At 67.8% G+C, this 20406-nt stretch carries 19 protein-coding genes; 9 read left to right on the plus strand and 10 right to left on the minus strand.

The genetic code is table 11. From position 1 onward, the window contains the following. Positions 1-20 precede the first annotated feature (20 nt). From rpoD to rpsU, 4 genes are all read right to left on the minus strand, one after another. Positions 21-1817, minus strand: a complete 1797-nt coding sequence (rpoD, locus tag MLG_RS12725; RefSeq protein ID WP_011630249.1) for an RNA polymerase sigma factor RpoD — start codon at positions 1815-1817, stop codon at positions 21-23. Positions 1818-1915: 98 nt separating this feature from the next. Continuing rightward, positions 1916-3769 carry a DNA primase gene (gene dnaG, locus MLG_RS12730; protein WP_011630250.1) on the minus strand — a complete coding sequence of 618 codons (1854 nt, stop codon included), beginning with the start codon at positions 3767-3769 and terminating at the stop codon, positions 1916-1918. Positions 3770-3815: 46 nt separating this feature from the next. After that, positions 3816-4274: a GatB/YqeY domain-containing protein gene (locus tag MLG_RS12735; protein ID WP_011630251.1), complete on the minus strand. Its 459-nt coding sequence runs from the start codon at positions 4272-4274 to the stop codon at positions 3816-3818. A 26-nt stretch (positions 4275-4300) separates the two neighbouring features. Next, complete coding sequence (gene rpsU, locus MLG_RS12740) at positions 4301-4516, minus strand: 30S ribosomal protein S21 (RefSeq protein ID WP_011630252.1); 216 nt, start codon at positions 4514-4516, stop codon at positions 4301-4303. 125 nt (positions 4517-4641) lie between these two features. Here rpsU and tsaD point away from each other — a divergent pair, with 125 nt between their 5' ends. Further along, the gene (tsaD, locus tag MLG_RS12745) at positions 4642-5661 is read left to right on the plus strand and encodes a tRNA (adenosine(37)-N6)-threonylcarbamoyltransferase complex transferase subunit TsaD (RefSeq protein WP_011630253.1); all 1020 of its coding nucleotides are present in this window, start codon (positions 4642-4644) and stop codon (positions 5659-5661) included. A gap of 24 nt (positions 5662-5685) precedes the next feature. Here the strand turns inward: tsaD and plsY are convergent, their stop codons facing one another. Next, positions 5686-6282, minus strand: coding sequence for a glycerol-3-phosphate 1-O-acyltransferase PlsY (plsY, locus tag MLG_RS12750; protein ID WP_041718069.1), 597 nt, complete (start codon positions 6280-6282; stop codon positions 5686-5688). Positions 6283-6667: 385 nt separating this feature from the next. On the opposite strand from plsY, the gene folB reads away from it, so the two are divergent. From folB to MLG_RS12785, 7 genes are all read left to right on the plus strand, one after another. Beyond that, positions 6668-7024, plus strand: a complete 357-nt coding sequence (gene folB / locus MLG_RS12755; RefSeq protein WP_011630255.1) for a dihydroneopterin aldolase — start codon at positions 6668-6670, stop codon at positions 7022-7024. Then, complete coding sequence (gene folK / locus MLG_RS12760; RefSeq protein WP_011630256.1) at positions 7021-7509, plus strand: 2-amino-4-hydroxy-6-hydroxymethyldihydropteridine diphosphokinase; 489 nt, start codon at positions 7021-7023, stop codon at positions 7507-7509. The genes folB and folK overlap by 4 nt, the downstream gene beginning before the upstream one ends. After that, positions 7506-8717, plus strand: coding sequence for a class I SAM-dependent methyltransferase (locus tag MLG_RS12765; RefSeq protein WP_011630257.1), 1212 nt, complete (start codon positions 7506-7508; stop codon positions 8715-8717). The genes folK and MLG_RS12765 overlap by 4 nt, the downstream gene beginning before the upstream one ends. Before the next feature lie 286 nt (positions 8718-9003). Continuing rightward, a complete protein-coding gene (locus MLG_RS12770) occupies positions 9004-9294 on the plus strand; it encodes a DUF6763 family protein (protein WP_011630258.1) in 291 nt (96 codons plus the stop codon). 9 nt (positions 9295-9303) lie between these two features. Beyond that, positions 9304-9987 carry a deoxyribonuclease V gene (gene nfi / locus MLG_RS12775; RefSeq protein WP_011630259.1) on the plus strand — a complete coding sequence of 228 codons (684 nt, stop codon included), beginning with the start codon at positions 9304-9306 and terminating at the stop codon, positions 9985-9987. Further along, positions 9984-10367: a DUF6394 family protein gene (locus tag MLG_RS12780; RefSeq protein WP_011630260.1), complete on the plus strand. Its 384-nt coding sequence runs from the start codon at positions 9984-9986 to the stop codon at positions 10365-10367. The genes nfi and MLG_RS12780 overlap by 4 nt, the downstream gene beginning before the upstream one ends. 4 nt (positions 10368-10371) lie before the next feature. Continuing rightward, positions 10372-12123, plus strand: coding sequence for a potassium channel family protein (locus MLG_RS12785; RefSeq protein WP_011630261.1), 1752 nt, complete (start codon positions 10372-10374; stop codon positions 12121-12123). Between the two features lie 36 nt (positions 12124-12159). Here MLG_RS12785 and MLG_RS14955 read toward each other — a convergent pair whose 3' ends face one another. The 3 genes from MLG_RS14955 to ubiD form a co-directional block, all read right to left on the minus strand. Further along, entirely contained in the window at positions 12160-12810 is a 651-nt protein-coding gene (locus MLG_RS14955; RefSeq protein WP_011630262.1) for an OmpA family protein, read from the minus strand. 119 nt (positions 12811-12929) lie between these two features. Continuing rightward, the gene (locus MLG_RS12795) at positions 12930-13958 is read right to left on the minus strand and encodes a CDP-6-deoxy-delta-3,4-glucoseen reductase (protein WP_011630263.1); all 1029 of its coding nucleotides are present in this window, start codon (positions 13956-13958) and stop codon (positions 12930-12932) included. Positions 13959-13986: 28 nt separating this feature from the next. Then, positions 13987-15453: a 4-hydroxy-3-polyprenylbenzoate decarboxylase gene (gene ubiD / locus MLG_RS12800; RefSeq protein ID WP_011630264.1), complete on the minus strand. Its 1467-nt coding sequence runs from the start codon at positions 15451-15453 to the stop codon at positions 13987-13989. Between the two features lie 183 nt (positions 15454-15636). On the opposite strand from ubiD, the gene MLG_RS12805 reads away from it, so the two are divergent. Continuing rightward, positions 15637-16110, plus strand: coding sequence for an REP-associated tyrosine transposase (locus MLG_RS12805; RefSeq protein WP_011630265.1), 474 nt, complete (start codon positions 15637-15639; stop codon positions 16108-16110). Between the two features lie 495 nt (positions 16111-16605). Here MLG_RS12805 and prlC read toward each other — a convergent pair whose 3' ends face one another. Then, a complete protein-coding gene (gene prlC / locus MLG_RS12810; RefSeq protein WP_011630266.1) occupies positions 16606-18645 on the minus strand; it encodes an oligopeptidase A in 2040 nt (679 codons plus the stop codon). Between the two features lie 346 nt (positions 18646-18991). Further along, entirely contained in the window at positions 18992-20347 is a 1356-nt protein-coding gene (gorA, locus tag MLG_RS12815) for a glutathione-disulfide reductase (RefSeq protein WP_011630267.1), read from the minus strand. Positions 20348-20406: the final 59 nt, after the last annotated feature.

The following is a 20406-nucleotide window of genomic DNA, read 5'->3' on the forward strand; positions in this document are numbered from 1 at the left end:
GCCAGCGGTTCATCGGGCGTTTACTCGTCGAGGAAACTGCGCAGACCCTCGGAGCGGGTCGGGTGGCGTAGCTTGCGCAGGGCCTTGGCCTCGATCTGGCGGATGCGCTCGCGGGTGACGTCAAACTGCTTGCCGACCTCTTCCAGGGTGTGGTCGGTGTTCATGTCGATGCCAAAGCGCATGCGCAGCACCTTGGCCTCCCGGGGGGTCAGGCCGGAGAGCACGCCCTTGACCGATTCGCGCAGCCCCTCCCGGGTGGCGGAATCCACCGGGGACATGGCGTTGATGTCCTCGATGAAATCCCCCAGGTGGGAGTCCTCGTCGTCGCCAATGGGCGTCTCCATGGAGATCGGCTCCTTGGCGATCTTGAGCACCTTGCGCACCTTGTCCTCGGGCATCTCCATGCGCTCAGCCAGCTCGTCCGGGCTCGGCTCCCGGCCCATCTCCTGGAGCATCTGCCGAGAGACCCGGTTGAGCTTGTTGATGGTCTCGATCATGTGCACCGGGATGCGGATGGTGCGGGCCTGGTCGGCGATGGAGCGGGTGATGGCCTGCCGGATCCACCAGGTGGCGTAGGTGGAGAACTTGTAACCCCGGCGGTATTCGAACTTGTCCACCGCCTTCATCAGGCCGATGTTGCCCTCCTGGATGAGGTCCAGGAACTGCAGGCCGCGGTTGGTGTACTTCTTAGCGATGGAGATGACCAGCCGCAGGTTGGCCTCCACCATCTCCTTCTTCGCCCGGCGGGCCTTGGCCTCGCCGATGGACATGCGCCGGTTGATGTCCTTGATCTCGCCGATGGTCATACCCACCTTACGCTCGGCGTCGATCAGCACCTGCTGGGCACGGCGGATATCGTCCTCGTGCTCGGCCAGGCGTTGGGCCCACGGCTCTTTGCTGGCCAGCATCTCGTCCAGCCAGCCCGGATCGGTCTCGCGGGAGATGAAGCTGCGCACGAAGGTCTTGCGCGGCATGCCCGCCTTGGTGCAGGCCTTGAGGATGTGGCGCTCGTTGCGGCGCAGCACGTTGACATCCCGGCGCAGCCCATCCACCAGCTGGTCGATGATCTTCGGCGGGAACTTGAAGGTCAGGAAGATCTCCGCCAGCTGCTCACGCAGTTCCGCGCACTCGGGGCTGTCGGAGCCCTGTCGCCGCAGGACCTCCTGCATGCGCTGATCCGCCTCCGCCAGCCGCCGGAACAGCTCAGCGGCCATCTCCGGGTCGGGCCCGTTGTCGACCACGGCCTCCTCGCCGTCCTCGTCCTCCTCCTTGCCGGCGTCGGCGGAGTAGGCGGAGAGTTCCTCGTCGGGGTTGCGGAAGCCGCCCATCAGTTCGTTCAGGCGCATCTCACCGTCCTGCACCTTGCGGTACAGGTCGAGCAGCTTGGCCGCCGCACCGGGATAGGCGGAGAGCGCGGCCAGCACCTGGTCCAACCCCTCTTCGATGCGCTTGGCCAGCTCGATCTCGCCCTCACGGGTCAGCAGCTCCACCGTACCCATCTCGCGCATGTACATGCGCACCGGGTCGGTGGTGCGGCCAAACTCGGCGTCCACCGCCGCCAGCGCCGCCGCCGCCTCTTCGGCCTCGTCCTCGTCGGTACTGACCGCAGCATCACTGAGCAGCAACTCATCGGCATCCGGCGCGACCTCATGGACATTGATACCCATGTCGTTGATCATGCCAATGATGTCTTCGATCTGCTCGGGATCGACGATGTCATCGGGCAGGTGGTCGTTCACCTCGGCATAGGTGAGGAACCCCTGCTCCTTGCCCTTGGCGATGAGCTGCTTGATCTGAGACTGCTGATCCTGTGTCATAGAGTACAGTTACCTGAGGCGACGATAATCTTGCCGGGGGCCGTTCGGTGAACCCGGCAGTATAGGTTGCGGCGTGGCTCAATGGCAAGACCACTCCGTTACTGAGATGGACCCTCGTCCAGGGCCCGCAGTTCCGCGCTCTCCCGATCAGTGAGGGCGCCACGGCTGGCTTTCTCCCGCAAGTATTGCAGTCTTCGCCGTTGCATCAACGTACGAAGCTTGTCCTTGGCCGCATCAAAATCCCGCTCTTCATCGAGCTCGGCGCGAAGTTCGCTGGTCTGGCGACTGCTGCAGGCCTGGCGAATGCGCTCGAGGCAGTCGGTGAACTCCCCCTCGAGATCGCCCCCCGGCAGCTCCCAGGTGGCCAGCCGCCAGAGGGCGGCCTCCTGCGGATGCCCCTGAAAGCGCTGCAACAGCCCCGCAGTGTTTACATCGGGGTGATCCCGGGCGATTTCAAGGATCTGCCGCAACAGATCCAGGCCCGGCAAGTCCCCATGCAATTGGTCCAGCGGGCCGGCATGGGCCACCAGGGCGGGCCGTTGCAGCAGCAGGGTGAGGGCCTGGCGCACCGGGGTCCGGCGCACCATCGCCGCACCCCGCCCGCCGCCCGCCGGACGGCGGGCGGCGGGCGGGCGCTCCGGCGCCGTGGGCCGTGCGCCTTCGCCGCCCTGCTCCACCGCCTGCTCGATCCGCCCGACGCCGGTATGGGCCAGCTCGGCCAGCTTCTCGACGTAAAAGTCCCGGTAGATTCCGACCGGCAGTCGTCGCACCAACGGCACCGCCTTCTGCACCAGCCGGGCCCGGTCGTCCACCGCATCCAGCCGCAACCCGTCGGCCAGCTCCTCCAGGCTGTACTCGGCCAAAGGCCGGGTCTCCCGCTCCAGCCGCCGGAGGAAGGCCTCCGCACCCTCGGCACGCACCAGACTGTCCGGGTCCTCGCCCTCGGGGAGCAGCAGGATCTCCACCGAGCGCCCCTCGCGCATGGCCGGCAGGCTGTTCTCCACCGCTCGCCACGCCGCCTGACGGCCGGCGCGGTCGCCGTCGAAACAGAACACCACCCGATCGGTGGCGCGGAACAAGCGACTGACCTGATCGGGGGTGACCGCGGTCCCCAGGGTGGCTACCGCCCCCTGGACCCCGTGCTGGGCCAGCGCCACCACGTCCATGTACCCCTCCACCACCAGCAGCAGTGGCGGGTTGCGTTGGGCCTGCACCGCTTCGTACAAACCGTAGAGCTCGCGGCCCTTGTGAAAGACGGGTGTCTCCGGCGAGTTGAGATACTTGGGCTCCCCGTCGCCCAGCACCCGGCCACCAAAACCCACCACCGTGCCCCGCCGGTTTCGGATCGGGAACATGACCCGATCGCGGAAACGGTCATAGACGCGGCCGCCGTCACGCTCGATGAGCAGCCCCGCCTCCACCAGGTCGGCCTGGCGGTCGCGGTGGCGCTTGAGCAGGTTGTCCCAGCCGGGCGGGGCAAAGCCCAGCGCGAAGCGGGCGGCGATATCGCCGGACAGCCCACGCCGCTTCAGGTAGTCCACCGCCTTCGCGCTGGCCGGGTGCCGGCGCAGCGCCTCCTGATAGTAGATGGCGGCCTCCGCCAGCACATGGTAGAGCCGGGCGTGGCGGTCGGGGACGGGCGCGGCGGCGGCGGCGGCCGGCAGCTCCATCCCTGCCTGGCGGGCCAGGTACTCCACCGCCTCCCGGAAATCCATCCGCTCGTAGTCCATCAGAAAGCGGATGGCGGTGCCGTGCGCGCCACAGCCGAAACAGTGGTAGAACTGCTTGGCCGGGGCCACGGTGAAGGAAGGGGTCTTTTCGCTGTGGAAGGGACAGAGACCGAGCAGGTTGGCGCCGGTCTTTTTCAGGCGCACACGGGCACCCACCACCTCGGTGATATCCGTGCGGTGGAGCAGTTCGTCGATAAACTCGTCGGGAATCCTGCCGGACATATCACCCCGGGCTGTGTGGCGCGGGCGACACCGACCGGCACAGGGCTCAGCTCGCCAGTCGGGCCTTCACCATCTTGCTGACCGCACCCATGTCGGCCCGGCCCTGGACCTGGGGCTTGAGCTGCCCCATGACCCGACCCATGTCCTGCATGCCCCCGGCGCCGGTGTCGGCAATGACCTGGTCGACCATCGCCTGCAGCTCGGCCTCGCTCAGGGGCTGGGACATGAACCCGGCGAGCACGTCCAGCTCGGCCTCTTCCACCGCCGCCAGGTCATCCCGCCCGGCGTCGCGATACTGCGCAATCGACTCACGCCGCTGCTTGACCATGCGGGTCAGCACCTCGAGCACCTGGACATCGTCCAGCTCGGTGCGCTCGTCCACTTCGCGCTGCTTGACCGCGGCGGTCACCATGCGGAGTACGCCAAGACGGGTCTTGTCCCTGGCTCGCATGGCGTCCTTGACCGCCTGCTGCAGGCGGGTTTTCAGTTCGCTGGCCGCGGCCATCTGCTGCTACCCGATCAACCGCGAGGTCAGTAGAGACGCCGCCGACGGGCCTGTTCGCGAGACAGGCGCTTCATGTGACGCTTGACCGCGGCAGCCGCCTTGCGCTTGCGCTCCTGGGTCGGCTTCTCGTAATGCTCCCGGCGACGGATCTCGGACAGGACACCCGCCTTTTCGCAGGAGCGCTTGAAACGCCGCAGCGCCACCTCGAAGGGCTCGTTTTCGCGAACCTTAACTATCGGCATGCGTGATCACACCCTTTAAATGCTGTTGAGAATTGTCGGATTACCCCTGTACACGGGGTGAAGGCGCGGTATTCTATCCGCCCCCTGCAGCGAATGCAAAATCCTTAAGCGGAAGAAGATAGCACATGCGCGTACTTGGTGTGGAAAGCTCCTGCGACGAGACCGGCCTGGCCATCTACGACAGCGCCCAGGGCCTGATGGCGCACGCCCTGCACAGTCAGGTGGCCACCCACGCGGAATACGGCGGCGTGGTGCCGGAGCTGGCCTCCCGCGATCATGTCCGGCGGGTGGTGCCACTGACCCGGCGGGTACTGGCCGAGGCCGGGTGCCGGCTGCGGGATATCGATGCGGTGGCCTACACCCGCGGCCCCGGCCTGGTGGGCGCGCTGATGGTGGGCGCCGGCATGGCGCGCAGCCTGGCCTGGGGGCTGGGGGTCCCAGCCCTGGGCGTACACCACATGGAGGCCCACCTGCTCGCGCCCATGCTGGAGCCAAACCCGCCGGCCTTCCCCTTCGTGGCCCTGCTGGTCTCCGGCGGCCACACGCTATTGGTCCAGGTGGCAGGCGTGGGCCGCTACCGCGTGCTGGGCGAGACCCTGGATGACGCAGCGGGCGAGGCCTTCGACAAGACCGCCAAGCTGCTCGGCCTGCCCTACCCTGGCGGTCCGGAGCTGGAGAAACTCGCGGAGTCGGGTGACCCGGGGCGCTACCGCTTCCCCCGGCCGATGACCGACCGCCCCGGGCTGGATTTCAGCTTCAGTGGGCTCAAGACCCGGGTGCTGCAGACCGTGCAGCAGAGCCGGGAGGCGGACCGGGCGGACATCGCCGCGGCCTTCCAGTCGGCGGTGGTGGATACCCTGGTTATCAAGTGCCGGCGGGCGCTGCGGGCGACCGGCAGCCAGCGGCTGGTGATCTCCGGCGGTGTGGGGGCCAATGGTCTGTTGCGTGAGCAGATGCGCGCCATGGCGGATCAGGCGGGGGCCAGCCTGCATTACCCGCGGTTGGCGCTGTGTACCGACAACGGCGCCATGGTGGCCTACACCGGCTGGTGCCGCCTGAGCGAGGGCCAGCACGACGATCTGGACTTCAGTGTCACCGCCCGCTGGCCGCTGGCCGATCTGACCCCGCCCGGGCAGCCGGTCTGAGCCGGGGCTCAGGCCTTACGCTGTTCAGGCCTTGCGCTGCCCGATCTTCGGCTCCTCGCCGGCGGCCAACCGTTTGAGGTTGCCCCGGTGGCGCCACCAACTGAAGACGGTAACGACGAACATGCAGGTGGTGAACGCGACGCTGCCGGTGACGAGGGCCAGCCAGATCGGCGCCAGCACAAAGGCGACCAGGGCGGCCATGGAGGAGTAACGGAACACCCCCGCCACCAGCAGCCAGGTGGCGCCGGTCAGTAGCAGCGAGACCGGCGACCAGCCCAACAGCACCCCCAGCCCGGTGGCCACCCCCTTGCCACCGTGGAAGCCGAAGAAGACCGGGAACAGGTGACCCAGAAAGGCCGCTACGCCGACGAAACCGATCCCCCAGTCACCGTCGAGCAACCACAGGGCCACCAGCACCGGCAGTGTCCCCTTCACCCAGTCGAAGGCGAGGGTGAGCCCGGCCGGCACCTTACCGCCCAGGCGCAGCACGTTGGTGGCCCCGGGGTTCCCGGACCCCTCCCGGCGCGGATCCGGCAAGCCGAAGGCCTTGCAGACGAGCACGGCCGAGGAGATCGAGCCGAACAGGTAGGCGGCGATGATAAGCAGTATGGTCATGATCATGACGCTGTATTCCAATGCGCCGCGCGCCCCGGGTCAAGTGGCAGGGTGCACCGGCTGGCAATGTGCAACGGCACCGCCGGCCTGCCGTGCCGGGGCGGGTGGATCGCTGGGGCGACTTATGCGCACCGAGCAACGCAGCAAAAAGTCGGAAAAAAGGCGCGCCTGTCCGAGCGAAGCGAGTTCGCGCCGCCGACTTTTTGTGAGTAGCGCAGGGCACCCCGAAGGGGTGCGCATTTGGAGCCCCAGCGATCCACCCGCCCCGGCACGGCAGGCCGGCACCCCGAAGGGGTGCACAATAACGGGACGCTAGCAAACGTGGTCCGCACGATTTGGCGCACTAACCGCAACTCGCTATAGTGCCCGCTTTGCACCACCCGGAGCCGTCATGGACACCGTCTTTCTACGCGAGATTCGCCTGGAGACCACCATAGGCGTCACCGCCTGGGAGCGACAGGTGCGCCAGACCCTATTACTCGACCTGGACCTGGGCACCGACATCCGGCCGGCCGCCGAGAGTGACGACCTGGCAGCCGCCGTCGACTACGCCGCGGTCGCGCAGTTCGTGCAGACCCTCGCCGCCGAGGGCGAATGCCAACTCCTCGAAACCCTGGCGGAGCATATCGCTGACGAATTGCGCACCCGGTTCGACCTGCCCTGGGTGCGCCTGCGGTTGAGCAAGCCCGGCATCCTGCCCCGGTGCCGCACCGTCGGCGTCTGCATCGAGCGGGGGACCCGGCCATGACCCGCGTCTACGTCAGCATCGGCAGTAATATCGAGCCCGACTACCACGTCCGGGCCGCGGTGCGGGCCCTGCGCGAGCGCTTCGGCGAGTTGGTCGTCTCCCCCGTCTACCGCAACCCGGCGGTGGGCTTCGACGGCAACGACTTCTACAACCTGGCGGTGGGCTTCGACACCGACCTTGAGCCCGAGGCACTCGCCGACTGGTTCCGCGAGCTGGAGGCCAAGTACGGCCGGCGCCGCGGCGAGGGCAAGTTTGCCGCCCGCACCCTGGACCTGGACCTGCTCACCTGGGACCAGGCGGTGATCGACCGGCCCGGGCTGCGCCTGCCGCGTGATGAAATCCTTCGCTACGCCTTTGTGCTCAAACCCCTGGCCGACATCGCCGGTGACGAGCACCACCCGGAGCTGCACCGAAGCTACCGGGACCTGTGGGCCGACTTTCAGGGCGAGCACGAGGGCATGACCCGCCTGGAGCTGACCCCATGACCCGGCAACGCCACCCGGCCCTCGACCTGCCCGAGCCCGATGCCAGCGCCCGCGCCCACAGCGAGGCCCTGCAGGCGCGGATCCGCGACGCCATCCGATCCGCCGGCGGCTGGCTGCCGTTCGACCGCTACATGGGCATGGCCCTGTACGAGCCCGGACTGGGTTACTACAGCGCCGGCGCGCCGCGCTTCGGCGAAGGTGGCGACTTCACCACCGCACCGCTCATCTCGCCACTTTTCAGCCGCACCCTGGCCCACACCGTACAGCGCGCCCTGCAGGCCCTGGAGCTCGCCACCGGCCAGGGCGAGGTGCTGGAACTGGGCGCCGGCAGCGGACGGATGGCCGCCGACATCCTGCTGGAGCTGGAGCGGCTGGGGCAGCTTCCCGCCCGCTACCTCATCCTCGAGGTCAGCGCCGCCCTGCGCCAGGAACAGCACCGCACCCTGGGTGAACACGCCCCCCACCTGCTCGACCGGGTGGAGTGGCTGGAACAGCTCCCGGAACACCCCATTACCGGCGCCCTCCTCGCCAACGAAGTCCTCGACGCCCTGCCCTTTCGCTGCTTCGAGCGCGGGCGCGACGACATCCTGGAACGCGGCGTGGCGCTGGACGACGACGACCACCCGCAGTGGGCCACCCGTCCCGCCGATGAGCCCCTGGCCGGCCACGTCCGCCACATCGAGGCCGAGACCGGCCGGCGGCTGCCCCCCGGTTACCGCAGCGAGTGCCTGCCGCAACTGGCCGATTGGCTGCGCGACACCACCCGCTGCCTGGCGCGGGGCCTGGTACTCTACATCGATTACGGCTACCCCCGGCGCGAGTACTACCTGCCCGACCGCCACATGGGCACCCTGCTCTGCCACTACCGCCACCGCGCCCACGAGGACCCTTTCCTCTGGCCCGGGCTGCAGGACATCACCGCCTTCGTCGACTTCACGGCCGTGGCCGAGGCGGCACTGGCCGCCGACCTGGACGTGCTCGGCTTCACCAGCCAGGCCCAATACCTGCTCGCCGCCGGCCTGGCGCACCTGGCCGACGAGGCCATGGCGCAGCACGACGACGACATGCACCGCCTTCAGATCGCGCAACAGGTCCGCCGCCTCACCCTGCCCTCCGAACTGGGCGAGCGCTTCAAGGTCCTGCCCCTGGGCCGCGACCTGGCCCCCCTGCCGGAATTCATCCGCACCGACCAGCGCCACCGCCTTTGATGCAGACTGACGCCGGCGGTGGGCCGACGGGGCCCCATCCGCCAGGGCGACTTTTGCGCACCGAGCATCGCAGCTTTCAGGGGGAAAAAAGCGCGCGCCTGTCCGAGCGAAGCGAGTTCGCGCGCTCCCCCTGAAAGCGAGAAGCACAGGGGACCCCGAAGGGGTGCGCAATCGGAGCCCAGGCGGATGGGGCCCCGTCGGCCCACCGCCCCAAGTTGCACAACCCCCCTATCAAGCCTATAGATAGGAGCAGGCGCACCAACACACCCGACGGGGGAGAACCGCAATGGCCTGGCAGAACCCACCGGAGGTCGGTGCCTGGTACATGGACCACCTGGGCCGTACCTTCGAGGTCGTCGCCTCGGACGAACAAGACGAAACCGTCGAGATCCAATACATGGACGGCGACGTGGAGGAACTGGACCTGGAGACCTGGGCCGAATTCCGCAAGGAGCGCGTGGAACCACCGGAGGACTGGGTCGCCTCGATGGACATGGACCCCAACCTGGAAGGCTGGAACCACCTGCACGGTGACCCGGTTCAACAGGCCCTGGATACCCTGGAACGCCAGGAGTGAGGCAAGGCCATGGGTGTCAGCATCCGCGCACTACACCCCTGGGCCGTGGATGCCGCTGAAGGCCGCCGCCTGCAACAGACCCTGCGTGAGCAGCTCTGCCTAAAGACCCCGCGTGGCTTCCGCCCCCGGCTGGTCGCCGGCGTGGACGCCGGCGTCGTGGACGGTGGGCGCACCATCCGCGCCGCCGTGGTGGTGATGTCGTTACCCGACCTGGCCGTGGTCACCCAGAGCGTGGCCCGGGCCCCGGCGATCATGCCCTACGTCCCCGGTCTGCTCTCCTTCCGGGAACTACCCGGCGTGGTGCGCGCGCTGGAACAACTGGACGTCACCCCCGAGCTGCTGCTCTGCGACGGGCAGGGCATCGCCCACCCGCGCCGCCTGGGCATAGCCGCCCATCTCGGCCTGATCACCGACCTGCCGGCCATCGGCGTGGGTAAGAGCCGCCTGGTGGGCACCTACCGCGAGCCCCGACCGGAAAAGGGCGCCACCAGCGGCCTCTACGACGGCCATGAGCGTATCGGCACGGTGCTGCGCAGTCGCGACCACGTCCGCCCGCTCTACGTCTCCCCCGGTCATCGGATCAGCCACGAGGATGCCGTACACTGGGTGCTCACCTGCTGCACCCGCTACCGTCTACCCGAACCGCAACGGGCTGCCGACCGACTCGCGTCCGCCAAGGAAGCGCCTGCATGAACCTGGAAAAAGTCGTCTTCGGATTCTTCATCCTGCTGGCCCTGACCCTCAACTTCGGCTTCTTCATCGGCGAGATCGACAACCCGGAACACCACGCGGTATACGAGCTCTACGCCGCCATCGTGGTCAACCTGATCGCCACCGTCCTAAAGTTCGGGGAACGCACGCAGATCGGCGCCATCCTGCTGGCCTCCAGCCTGGTGGCCGACCTGCAACTGATCGCCGCCGCAGTGCTCTGGGGGGTCGCCGTTTACGGCACCGAGGTGGGGCTGACGCCCATGGTCACCGCCAGCATCGTCTCGCTCTCCGGCGGCGCCCTGCTCGCCAACCTGGTCTCGGTGACCCTGTTGATCATCGAGACGACCAAGATGCACCGCTAGCACCATGCATACCGTGATCGCACTGGTCCTGCGGCGGATGCGGGGGCCGCTGTTGCTGGTGATCGGCGCTTACGCCATCGCCATACTGGGGCTGGTCCTGATCCCCGGGGTGGACGACCAGGGCGAGCCCTGGCGCATGGACTTCCTGCACGCCTTCTATTTCGTCACCTACACCGCACCGAGCATCGGCTTCGGCGAGGTGCCCTACGACTTCACGCCCGCCCAGCGCCTGTGGGCCCTGGTCGCCATCTACCTCACGGTCATCACCTGGTTCTACGCCCTGGTCACCATCATCGCCCTGGTCCAGGATCGGCAGTTTCGGGAGACGGTCACCCAGACCCGCTTCAGCCGCACGGTGCGCCACCTGCGCGACCCCTTCTACCTCATCTGCGGCTATGGCGACACCGGGCATCTTCTGGTGCGCTCGCTCACCGAGCGCGGCCTGCGCGCCGTGGTGCTGGACATCCGTCAGGACCGGATCGACCTGCTCGGCACCCGGGACCTGGTGAGCTACGTACCCGGATTGCGCACCGACGCCGGCCAGCCTACCGCTCTGCTGGATGCCGGCCTGCAGCATCCGTGCTGTGTCGGGGTGCTCGCTGTCACTGACAGCGACCACGCCAACCTGCAGGTCGCTATCAGCAGCAAGCTGCTCAACCCCTCGCTGCCCGTCATCTGCCGGGCCGAGAGTGAGGAGGCGGCCGGCAACATGGCCTCGTTCGGCACCGACCACATCGTCAACCCCTTTGAGGCCTTCGGTGATCGGCTGGCGATGGCCATCCGCAGCCCCCGCATGCACCAGGCCTACGAATGGCTCTCCAGCATGCCGGGCTCCCCGCTGGTGGAACGGCCCCGCCCTCCGGCCGGCACCTGGATCATCTGCGGTTACGGCCGGCTGGGCCGCGCGGTACACCGCTACCTGGACGATGGCGGGGTTGCCACCAGGGTGGTCGACGCCACGCCGGAGGAGAGCGGCGCGCCTGAAGCAGCCATCGTCGGCAAGGGTACTGAGGCCCACACCCTGGAGGCCGCCGGCGTCAAGTCGGCGGCGGCCATCCTCGCGGCCACCACCGACGATGCCGACAACCTGTCCATCATCATGACCGCACGCGATCTCAATCCCGAGATCTTCCTCGGGGCCCGCAACAACCAGCTGGCCAACAAGGCGGTCTTCCGGGCAGCCGATTTACACCTGCCCGTGGAACCCAGCTACATCATCGCCACCCGCATCCTGTCGTTGGTCAATGCCCCGCTCCTGCCCGACTTTCTCCGCTTGGCGCGGAAGAAGGAGCCGGCTTGGCACGCCAACCTGGTGACGCGCATGCGCCTGGTGTCCGGGGAAATGGTGCCGGAGATCTGGACCCTCCGCCTGGGCGAAGAGTGTTGTCCCGTGCTGATCGCGGCGTTGCGCGAGGGCCTGATCAAGCGGCTGGGCCAGCTCTTACGCGACCCCGGCGACCGCGAGGCCCCGCTGGACGTCCTGCCCCTGCTGCTGACCCGCAGCGACGAGGTGCATCTGGTGCCGGAAGAGGACACCGTGATCGAACCCGATGACCAGGTCCTGCTTTGCGGCACGGCGAAGGCGCGCCGCCAATTGGAGACGAGCCTCCACAACATCAACACCTTGCGCTACCTGGGGACCGGCGAGCTGAGGCCCGACGGCTCGCTCTGGCGCTGGCTGGCCCGGCGGGCCCGCAGCCGGGACCGGGCAACGGATGAGGGACAACCGGCAGCGGATACAAAAAAGGCGCCCTGAAGGGCGCCTTTTCGTCCGAAGGTGAAGGGTGACGCCTCAGCGCACGCCCTCCACGTGGATCTCCACCCGGCGGTTGGGTGCCAGGCACTCGATCAACGCGGACCCGGACAGGTTGTCAGGACACTCCTTGACCGGCCGGTCCTCACCGTAACCACGGGAGGTGATCAGGTTGTCGTCCACCCCCTGCTGGACCATGAAGGTCCGCACGGCGGCGGCACGGCGCTCGGACAGTTCCTGGTTATAAGCGGCGCTGCCGATATGGTCGGTGTGGCCATTCACCCGGATACTGTCGACCCGCTCCATGGCGTTGATGCGCTCGATGACATTGCGCAGGTTGGCGCGGCCACCGGGGGTGAGCTCGTCGCTGTCGAAGCCGAACAGCGCCTCGCTGTCGACGCTGATCCGCTCCAGTTCGGGCTCCGGCTCCGGCTCGGGCGCCGGCTCGGGCTCGGGCTCATCCAGGCATGCGGGCGGCTGAGTGGCCGTCTCCCAGGTCACCCCCCAGCAGAGCCCGAAGCCGCTGCGCACTTCATTGCCCCGGGTGTCGGTCAGAAACCCTTGGCCACTGTCGTGCCCGCCGGCAAACGCCGCGCCGGATACCGCCAGCATACCGGCCATCACCAGGCCGGAGCACATCGCACCCAGGCCGGTGCGTCGATATCCTTCGTTGTTGTTCTGCATCATCATTCCGTGCTCCAAACGATTTTGGGAAATCAAAGGTCAGGGTCTGGCTACAACCCCTCAGCCCCTGCCGTGAAAGGTAGACCATTACCAGCGGCCTGCTCAAGCAGATATTGCGCAATGTCTCATTCTGCGCCCGGGCGGTCCCTACTGTACTCGAAGGCGTCGTAGAAAAACCGGTCCTCCGGCAGGCCGTGGGCCACCAGGTCCCGCCGGGCGGCGGCGATCATGGCCGGTGGCCCCGCGGCGTAGACCTCGTAACGGGAGAGGACGGGAATATCCTGCAGCAGCACGTTGTGGACCAGGCCGACGCGCCCCTCCCAACGGTCGTCGGGCCGGGGCTCCGAGAGCACCGGGACATAATGGATGTGGTCGTGCTCGCTGGCCCAGCGGCGCGGCAGGCCGTCCAGGTAGAGGTCGCGGCGGGCGCGCACCCCCCAGTAGATGTGGATGGGGCGCTGGATCCCCACATAGATGGCGTGCTCCACCATTGCCTTGATCGGGGCAAAGCCGGTCCCCCCCGCCAGCATGATGATGGGCCGGTCGGATTCCTCGTCCAGGCTGAAGGTCCCCAGCGGCCCCTCGATGCGCAGGAGGGCCTTTTCCTTGAGCTCATTGAAGACATAGCCGGTGAACTCGCCCCCCGGCACATGGCGCACGTGTACCTCCAGCAACTCGTCGTCGTGGGGCGGGTTGGCCAGGGAGAAGCCGCGCCGGCGGCCGTCGCGCAGCAGCACGTCGATATACTGCCCGGCCAGGTACTGCAGGCGCTCATTCTGGGGCAGTTTGAGCCAGAGCCGGCGCACGTCGTGGGCCAGGTCCTCGATCCGCACCACCCGGGTCGGCATCGTGCGCGGGGTCAGCTCGCCGGCCTCGCGCAGTTCGCGCACCTCGATACTGAGGTCGGTATTCGGCTGCGCCTGACAGAACAGGGCCTGGCCCACCGCCTCCTCGGTATCGCTGAGGGCCTCGGGCCGCCCCTCCGGGTAGGTCACCTCGCCGGAGACCACCTTGCCCATACAGGCGCCGCAGGTCCCGCTGCGACAGCTGTAGGGCAGGATCAAGCCGTGGCGCAGGGCCGCCGTGAGGACGGCCTCACCCGGCTCGACGGTGAACTCATGACCGGTGGGTTCGATAAGGACCTTGTAGCTCATGCAGTCATCCCTGTGGTCGTGGTGCAATTCAGTCTAATCCCAGCTTAGGCCAGAGCGCATCGACCCGCGCCCGGGTCTCGTCATCCATGACAATAGGCCGCCCCCACTCGCGGTCGGTCTCGCCGGGCCACTTGTGGGTGGCATCGAAGCCGATCTTGGAACCCAGGCCGGAGACCGGCGAGGCAAAGTCCAGGTAGTCAATAGGCGTGTTATCGATCATCACGGTGTCCCGCTTGGGGTCCATGCGCGTGGTCATGGCCCAGATGACATCCTTCCAGTCGCGGGCGTTCACGTCGTCGTCGGTAACGATAACAAACTTGGTGTACATGAACTGGCGCAGGAAGGACCACACGCCCAGCATCACCCGCTTGGCGTGGCCGGGGTACTGCTTTTTCATGGTGACCACGGCCATGCGGTAGGAGCACCCCTCCGGCGGCAGGTAGAAATCGCTGATCTCGGGGAACTGTTTGCGCAGGATGGGCACGAAGACCTCGTTGAGCGCCACCCCGAGGATGGCCGGCTCGTCCGGCGGCCGGCCGGTATAGGTGGAGTGGTAGATGGGGTCGCGGCGGTGGGTGATGCGATCCACGGTGAACACCGGGAAGTGGTCCACCTCGTTGTAGTAGCCGGTGTGGTCCCCAAAGGGCCCCTCCGGTGCGGTGTCGTCCGGGTGGATGTGCCCTTCCAGGACGATCTCCGCCGAGGCGGGCACCTGCAGGTCCGGGCCCAGGCACTTGACCAGCTCGGTCTTGCTGCCGCGCAACAGCCCGGCGAAGCCGTACTCGGACAGACTGTCGGGCACCGGGGTGACGGCCCCCAGGATGGTGGCCGGGTCGGCACCGAGGGCGATGGCCACGGGGAAGGGTTCGCCCGGCCGCTCGCGCTGCCAGTCGCGGAAGTCCAGCGCCCCGCCCCGGTGGGCGAGCCAGCGCATGATGGTTCGGTTGCGGCCGATCACCTGGTTGCGGTAGATGCCCAGGTTCTGGCGCTCCTTCTCCGGGCCGCGGGTCACCACCAGCGCCCAGGTGATCAACGGCCCGGCGTCCCCCGGCCAGCAGGTCTGCACCGGCAGCCGGCCCAGGTCCACGTCATCGCCCTCCACCACCACCTCCTGGCAGGCGGCACGGCGGACCTTTTTCGGGCCCATGTCCAGCACCTTGCGGAAGACCGGCAACTGCGACCAGGCGTCGCGCAGCCCCTTGGGGGGTTCCGGCTGGCGAAGGAAGGCGAGCAGCTCGCCGATCTCGCGCAGGGCGGAGACGTCCTCGGCCCCCATGCCCAGGGCCACCCGGCGCGGCGTCCCGAAGAGGTTACCGAGGACGGGCATCCTGTACCCCTTGGGCTTTTGGAACAGGATGGCGGGGCCTTCGGCGCGCAGGGTGCGGTCGCAGACCTCGGTCATCTCCAGCCGCGGGTCCACCTCGACGTCGACCCGGCGCAGTTCGCCGTCGGCCTCCAGCTTGCTGATGAAGTCGCGCAGATCGCGGTATTTCATGGGCCGTCCTTTCTGACTGTTGGCGTCGGTTGATGATAGCACTCTGGCGCCACCGACTTTACGGGGCCGCCCCGGGGCGCGAATGGCGCGGCGGCAGCGGCGGGCGGGTTCTGATAATCTGGTAGGCGCAGGCCTTGCCTGCAGTCGCATGGAGCGAGACCCACCACAACAAGGCAGGACGCCATGGATTTACTGGAACCCGTATACCGTCCCGGTGGTACCTTCTTTTTCACCCTGGCCACCGGGCGCCGTCAGCCCCATTTCCGTAACCCCCTTCAGGTGCAGTACCTGCGCACGGCGTTGCGCCAGGTGATGCGCGACCATCCCTTCCACATCGTCGGTGCGGTGGTGATGCCGGACCATCTGCATACGGTGTGGACGTTGCCGGACGAGGATCATGCCGGGCGCTGGAAGCGGGTCAAGCTGCGGGTGTCGCGCGCGGCGGGGTTACGGGGGTACTGGGACCCGGCGGTGCGCAGTCTCCCGCTGGAGTCCCCGGCGGCGCTGCGTGAGACCCTGGACCGCCTGCACGCGGACCCGGTGCGCCACGGCCTGGCCGACGCCCCGGCGGACTGGCCGCAGAGCTCCTTCCGGTTTTGGGTCAAGCGGGGCTTGTATGCCCAGGACTGGCAGCCGGAGCCAGCCGGCACCCGGTAGGTCGCACGGTTTGGTCACGGGATGCTGCGCTTTGGCGGAAGCGAGATCGGGTAATTGGGCTTGAGTGATCGGCTCGTTGGCCGGCTGCGATGAGGCTCGTTGGGCGGGTGCGGTCTGTTGGTTGGGCGACTGCGATCAGGCTCGTTGGGTGGAGCGGTCTGTTGGTTGGGCGACTGCGATGGGGCTCAGGACGGGGTGCGGCGGTGGTTCGGGTGCGAATACGCCGTGAACCCATCCATGGGGGCTCGTAGGCAGCATCCCTGCTGCCTACGATTCGCACCCGAACCACCGCCGCACCCCTCCAGATGGTCGGCTTTGGGCTTTCGGATGGCTGCTGAGGGGGGTGTGCCGGGACACGACCTGCACCAAGCGGCACTTCACCCCATCTTTGAGAGACCACGGGAGACACCAGCGCAGGCCGGGGTTGGGGGTTGCGATGGCCGTATCCTCAGACCTCGACACCCAATGCCGACAACGAACCTCCCAAAGCAGAGGTCACGCCGCCAGCCCGGAATGCCGCAACAGGGCGTCGATCCGCGGCGCCCGCCCGCGGAAGTTGCGGAACAGCACCATGGGGTCCTCGGAGCCGCCCTTCTCCAGGATGTGGGTCATGAACTCATGCCCGGCCTGTTGGTTGAAGATGCCCTCCTCCTCAAACCGCGAATAGGCATCCGCCGACAGCACCTCCGCCCACTTGTAGCTATAATAGCCGGCCGCATAACCGCCGGCAAAGATATGCCCGAAGCTGTTGGCAAAGCGGTTCCACTCCGGCGGCCGGACCACCGCCACCTGCTCGCGCACCTCCTCCAACAGCGGATAGATGCGCGCGCCCCGCTCCGGGTCATACCCCGCGTGCAGGCGGAAATCGAACAGCGAGAACTCGAGCTGGCGCACCATCTGCATGGCCGACTGGAAATTGCGCGCCGCCCGCATACGCCGGAAGAGATCCTCCGGGATCCGGGCCCCGGTCTGATAGTGCGCCGCGAACAGATCCAGCGCCTCGCGCTCCCAGCACCAGTTCTCCATGAACTGACTGGGCAACTCCACCGCATCCCAGGCAACCCCGCGGATCCCGGCCACCGCCGGCGCCTCCACCCGGGTCAGCATGTGGTGCAGCCCGTGGCCAAACTCGTGGAACAGCGTGGTCACCTCGCCGTGGGTGAGCAGTGCCGGCTGGTCGCCTACCGCCGGCGTGAAGTTACAGGTGAGATAAGCCACCGGCACCTGCACCCGCTCCCCCTGGCGCATCCGCGCCCGGCACTCGTCCATCCAAGCGCCGCCGCGCTTGTGGGGGCGGGCATAGAGATCGGTGTAGAAGGCCCCGCGCAGATCGCCGTCCCGGTCGCGGATCTCGTAGTAGCGGACGTCCTCGTGCCAGACGGGCACGCCCTGGCGCTCCTCAATATGCAGGCCGTAGAGCCGCTGCACCACCTCAAAGAGCCCGGCCATCACCCGCTCGGCCGGGAAATAGGGACGAAGGTCCTCGTCCGAGAGTTGGAAGCGGGCCTGGCGCAGCTTCTCCGAGGCATAGGGGATATCCCAGGCCTGGAGGTCGGTCAGACCCAGCTCCTCGCCGGCAAAGCGGCGCAGCTCGGCCAGCTCATCCTCGGCGCGGGGCCGGGCGCGCTCAGCCAGGTCATTCAGGAAGCCCAGGACCTCATCGGTGGAGCCGGCCATCTTCTTGGCCAGGGAGAGTTCGGCGAAGTTGTCGTACCCCAGCAGCCGCGCCTTCTCGTGGCGCAGGGCCAGGATCTCCTCCATCAGCGGCAGGTTGTCCCATTGGCCGCCGTGGGGCCCCCGCTCGGAGGCCCGGGTGCTCCAGGCCTCGTAAACCTCGCGGCGCAGCGCGCGGTCGTCGGCGTAGGTGATGACCGCGAAGAAGCTGGGGAACTCCAGGTTGATCCGGTAGCCCTCGACTCCGGCGCGCTCAGCGGTCTGCCGGGCCAGCGCCAGGGAGGAGTCGGGCAGGCCGGACAGGACCTCCGCGTCCGACAGGTCCTTGTGCCAGGCGTTGGTGGCGTCGAGTACGTTCTCGCCGAACTTGGCGGAGAGCTCGGACAGGCGTTGGGCGATCTCTCCGTAGCGTTGCTTCTGGTCCGCCGGCAGGTCCACGCCTGAGAGGCGGAAGTCGCGCAGGGCATTGTCGATGGTGCGCTGCTGGGCACTATCCAGCGCCTGGTACTCCTCACTGTCGCGCAGGGCGTGGAAGGCGGCGCACAGTTCGGCGTTCTGCCCCACTTCGGTGGCGTAAGCGCTGAGCTTGGGCAGACAGGCATTGTAGGCGGCGCGCAGCGCCTCGCTGTTAACCACCGCGTTCATATGCGAGACCGGCGACCAAGCCCGGCTCAGGCGCTCGTCGGCGGCCTCCAGCGGCGCCACCAGCCCGTCCCAGGTCCAGTCGCCCCGCTCCAGCACCTCACGCAGGGTCTGCCGGCAGTGGGCCAGCAACTCGTCGATGGCCGGCTCCACGTGCTCGGGCTGGATCTCGGGGAAGGGCGGCAGCGGCTCGTCGTGCAGCAGCGGATTGTCGCTCATGCTTGTCTCTCTCACTCGATCACTCGGAGCGGCCTGCCAATAAAACCCAGGCCGCGGGCTATGGAATGCGTCCAGTCTACTTCAGCAGACCGTTCAACGGGGGGCTTGGTTCGCGACCGCGGGGGATGGCGGGATCGAGTGTCGGGCGGCCGGGCGGGGGATCGTCCGCTGGGGCTCCAAATGCGCACCCCCTTCGGGGGTTCCCTGCGCTACTCGGGAAAAATCGGCGCGCGTGAACTCGCTTCGCTCGAACAGGCACGCGCTTTTCCCGATTTTTCCCTGCGTTGCTCGGTGCGCATAAGTCGCCCCAGCGGACGATCCCCCGCCCGGCCGCCCGACACTCGACTCAACCCGGCAGGGTCACCAGCTCTTCGGCGGCGGTGGGGTGGATGGCAACGGTATCGTCCAGGTCCTGCTTGGTGGCGCCCATGCGGATGGCCACGGCAAAGCCCTGCAACATCTCGTCCGACCCCACGCCGAACAGGTGCGCACCAACCACGCGACGATTGTCGCCCACGGTCACCAGCTTCATGGCGCTGCGCCGCTTGTCCTCGCCCAAGGCGTAGTCCATGGCGACAAACCGGGTGGTGAACACCTCCACCTCGTCATCACCGTACTCCGCCCGGGCCTCCGGCTCGGTCAGCCCCACCGTGCCGATGGGCGGATGAGTGAAGACCACAGTGGGCACGTAGCGGTAGTCCAGGTGGCGGTCGGCCTGGCCGCCAAAGAGGCGGTCGGCCAGACGGCGGCCGGCGGCGATGGCCACCGGGGTCAGCGGGTGGTGACCGATGATGTCCCCCACCGCGTAGACGCCCTGGACATTGGTCTCCTGGTAGGCGTTGACCGGGATACTGCCGTCCGCGTTGCGCGCCACGCCGGCGGCCTCCAGCCCCAGGCCGTCGGTGCACAGATCACGGCCAATCGCCCAGATGACCTGGTCGTAACCACCGATATGACGGCCGTCCTCCAGTGCCAGCGTCAGGGTGCCGTCATCGGCACGCTCCAGCGCCTTGGGCACGGAGTGGGTCTGCAGTGTGATGCCGTCCTGATCCATCGCCTCCAGCAAGCTGTCCCGGACCAGCGGGTCGAAGCTGCGCAGCGCCGCCTCGCGCCGGACCACCAGGTCGGTCTGAGTGCCCAGGTGGTGCAGCACGCCGGCCAGCTCCACCGCAATGTAGCCCGCCCCCACCACCGCCACGCGGCGTGGCTGCTGGGCCAGTTCGAAGAAGCCGTCGGAGTCGATACCCAGTTCCTGGCCCGGGATGTCGGGACGGCTCGGCCGCCCGCCGGTGGCCAGCAGGATGTGGCTGGCGGTGTAGCGCTCGCCGTTCACCTCCACCGTGCGCGCATCGGCCAGGCGCGCCTCACCGGTCAGCAGCGTGATACCGGACTTGTCGATATTACGCTCATAGATCCCGTTCAGGCGTCGGATGTAGGCGTCACGCCGACGCTTGAGCTCGGCCCAGTCCAGGGTGGCAGGGCCCACCCGGAAACCGTAATCAGCGGCCCGGTGCAGCGCATCGGCCGTGTGCGCCGCGCTCCACATCACCTTCTTGGGCACGCAACCGACATTGACACACGTCCCTCCCAGCCGCGAACGCTCCACCAGCGCCACTTTCGCACCATAGCTGGCGGCCCGACGCGCGGTGGCCATACCACCACTGCCACCCCCAATCACCAGCAGGTCGTAATGCGGTTCCATCGGTCAGCTCCTTGTTCGTTGCCCGGTTTCCGGGTCAGCCCCCGGCGATACAGAATCGC

It is taken from the genome of Alkalilimnicola ehrlichii MLHE-1, assembly GCF_000014785.1.
Lineage (GTDB): Bacteria > Pseudomonadota > Gammaproteobacteria > Nitrococcales > Halorhodospiraceae > Alkalilimnicola > Alkalilimnicola ehrlichii.

Excerpts from the sequence above, each read along its gene's own strand:
- rpoD (WP_011630249.1), bottom strand. The coding sequence starts at position 1,817 with ATGACACAGGATCAGCAGTCTCAGATCAAGCAGCTCATCGCCAAGGGC.
- dnaG (WP_011630250.1), bottom strand. The coding sequence starts at position 3,769 with ATGTCCGGCAGGATTCCCGACGAGTTTATCGACGAACTGCTCCACCGC.
- MLG_RS12735 (WP_011630251.1), bottom strand. The coding sequence starts at position 4,274 with ATGGCCGCGGCCAGCGAACTGAAAACCCGCCTGCAGCAGGCGGTCAAG.
- rpsU (WP_011630252.1), bottom strand. The coding sequence starts at position 4,516 with ATGCCGATAGTTAAGGTTCGCGAAAACGAGCCCTTCGAGGTGGCGCTG.
- tsaD (WP_011630253.1), top strand. The coding sequence starts at position 4,642 with ATGCGCGTACTTGGTGTGGAAAGCTCCTGCGACGAGACCGGCCTGGCC.
- plsY (WP_041718069.1), bottom strand. The coding sequence starts at position 6,282 with ATGATCATGACCATACTGCTTATCATCGCCGCCTACCTGTTCGGCTCG.
- folB (WP_011630255.1), top strand. The coding sequence starts at position 6,668 with ATGGACACCGTCTTTCTACGCGAGATTCGCCTGGAGACCACCATAGGC.
- folK (WP_011630256.1), top strand. The coding sequence starts at position 7,021 with ATGACCCGCGTCTACGTCAGCATCGGCAGTAATATCGAGCCCGACTAC.
- MLG_RS12765 (WP_011630257.1), top strand. The coding sequence starts at position 7,506 with ATGACCCGGCAACGCCACCCGGCCCTCGACCTGCCCGAGCCCGATGCC.
- MLG_RS12770 (WP_011630258.1), top strand. The coding sequence starts at position 9,004 with ATGGCCTGGCAGAACCCACCGGAGGTCGGTGCCTGGTACATGGACCAC.
- nfi (WP_011630259.1), top strand. The coding sequence starts at position 9,304 with ATGGGTGTCAGCATCCGCGCACTACACCCCTGGGCCGTGGATGCCGCT.
- MLG_RS12780 (WP_011630260.1), top strand. The coding sequence starts at position 9,984 with ATGAACCTGGAAAAAGTCGTCTTCGGATTCTTCATCCTGCTGGCCCTG.
- MLG_RS12785 (WP_011630261.1), top strand. The coding sequence starts at position 10,372 with ATGCATACCGTGATCGCACTGGTCCTGCGGCGGATGCGGGGGCCGCTG.
- MLG_RS14955 (WP_011630262.1), bottom strand. The coding sequence starts at position 12,810 with ATGATGATGCAGAACAACAACGAAGGATATCGACGCACCGGCCTGGGT.
- MLG_RS12795 (WP_011630263.1), bottom strand. The coding sequence starts at position 13,958 with ATGAGCTACAAGGTCCTTATCGAACCCACCGGTCATGAGTTCACCGTC.
- ubiD (WP_011630264.1), bottom strand. The coding sequence starts at position 15,453 with ATGAAATACCGCGATCTGCGCGACTTCATCAGCAAGCTGGAGGCCGAC.
- MLG_RS12805 (WP_011630265.1), top strand. The coding sequence starts at position 15,637 with ATGGATTTACTGGAACCCGTATACCGTCCCGGTGGTACCTTCTTTTTC.
- prlC (WP_011630266.1), bottom strand. The coding sequence starts at position 18,645 with ATGAGCGACAATCCGCTGCTGCACGACGAGCCGCTGCCGCCCTTCCCC.
- gorA (WP_011630267.1), bottom strand. The coding sequence starts at position 20,347 with ATGGAACCGCATTACGACCTGCTGGTGATTGGGGGTGGCAGTGGTGGT.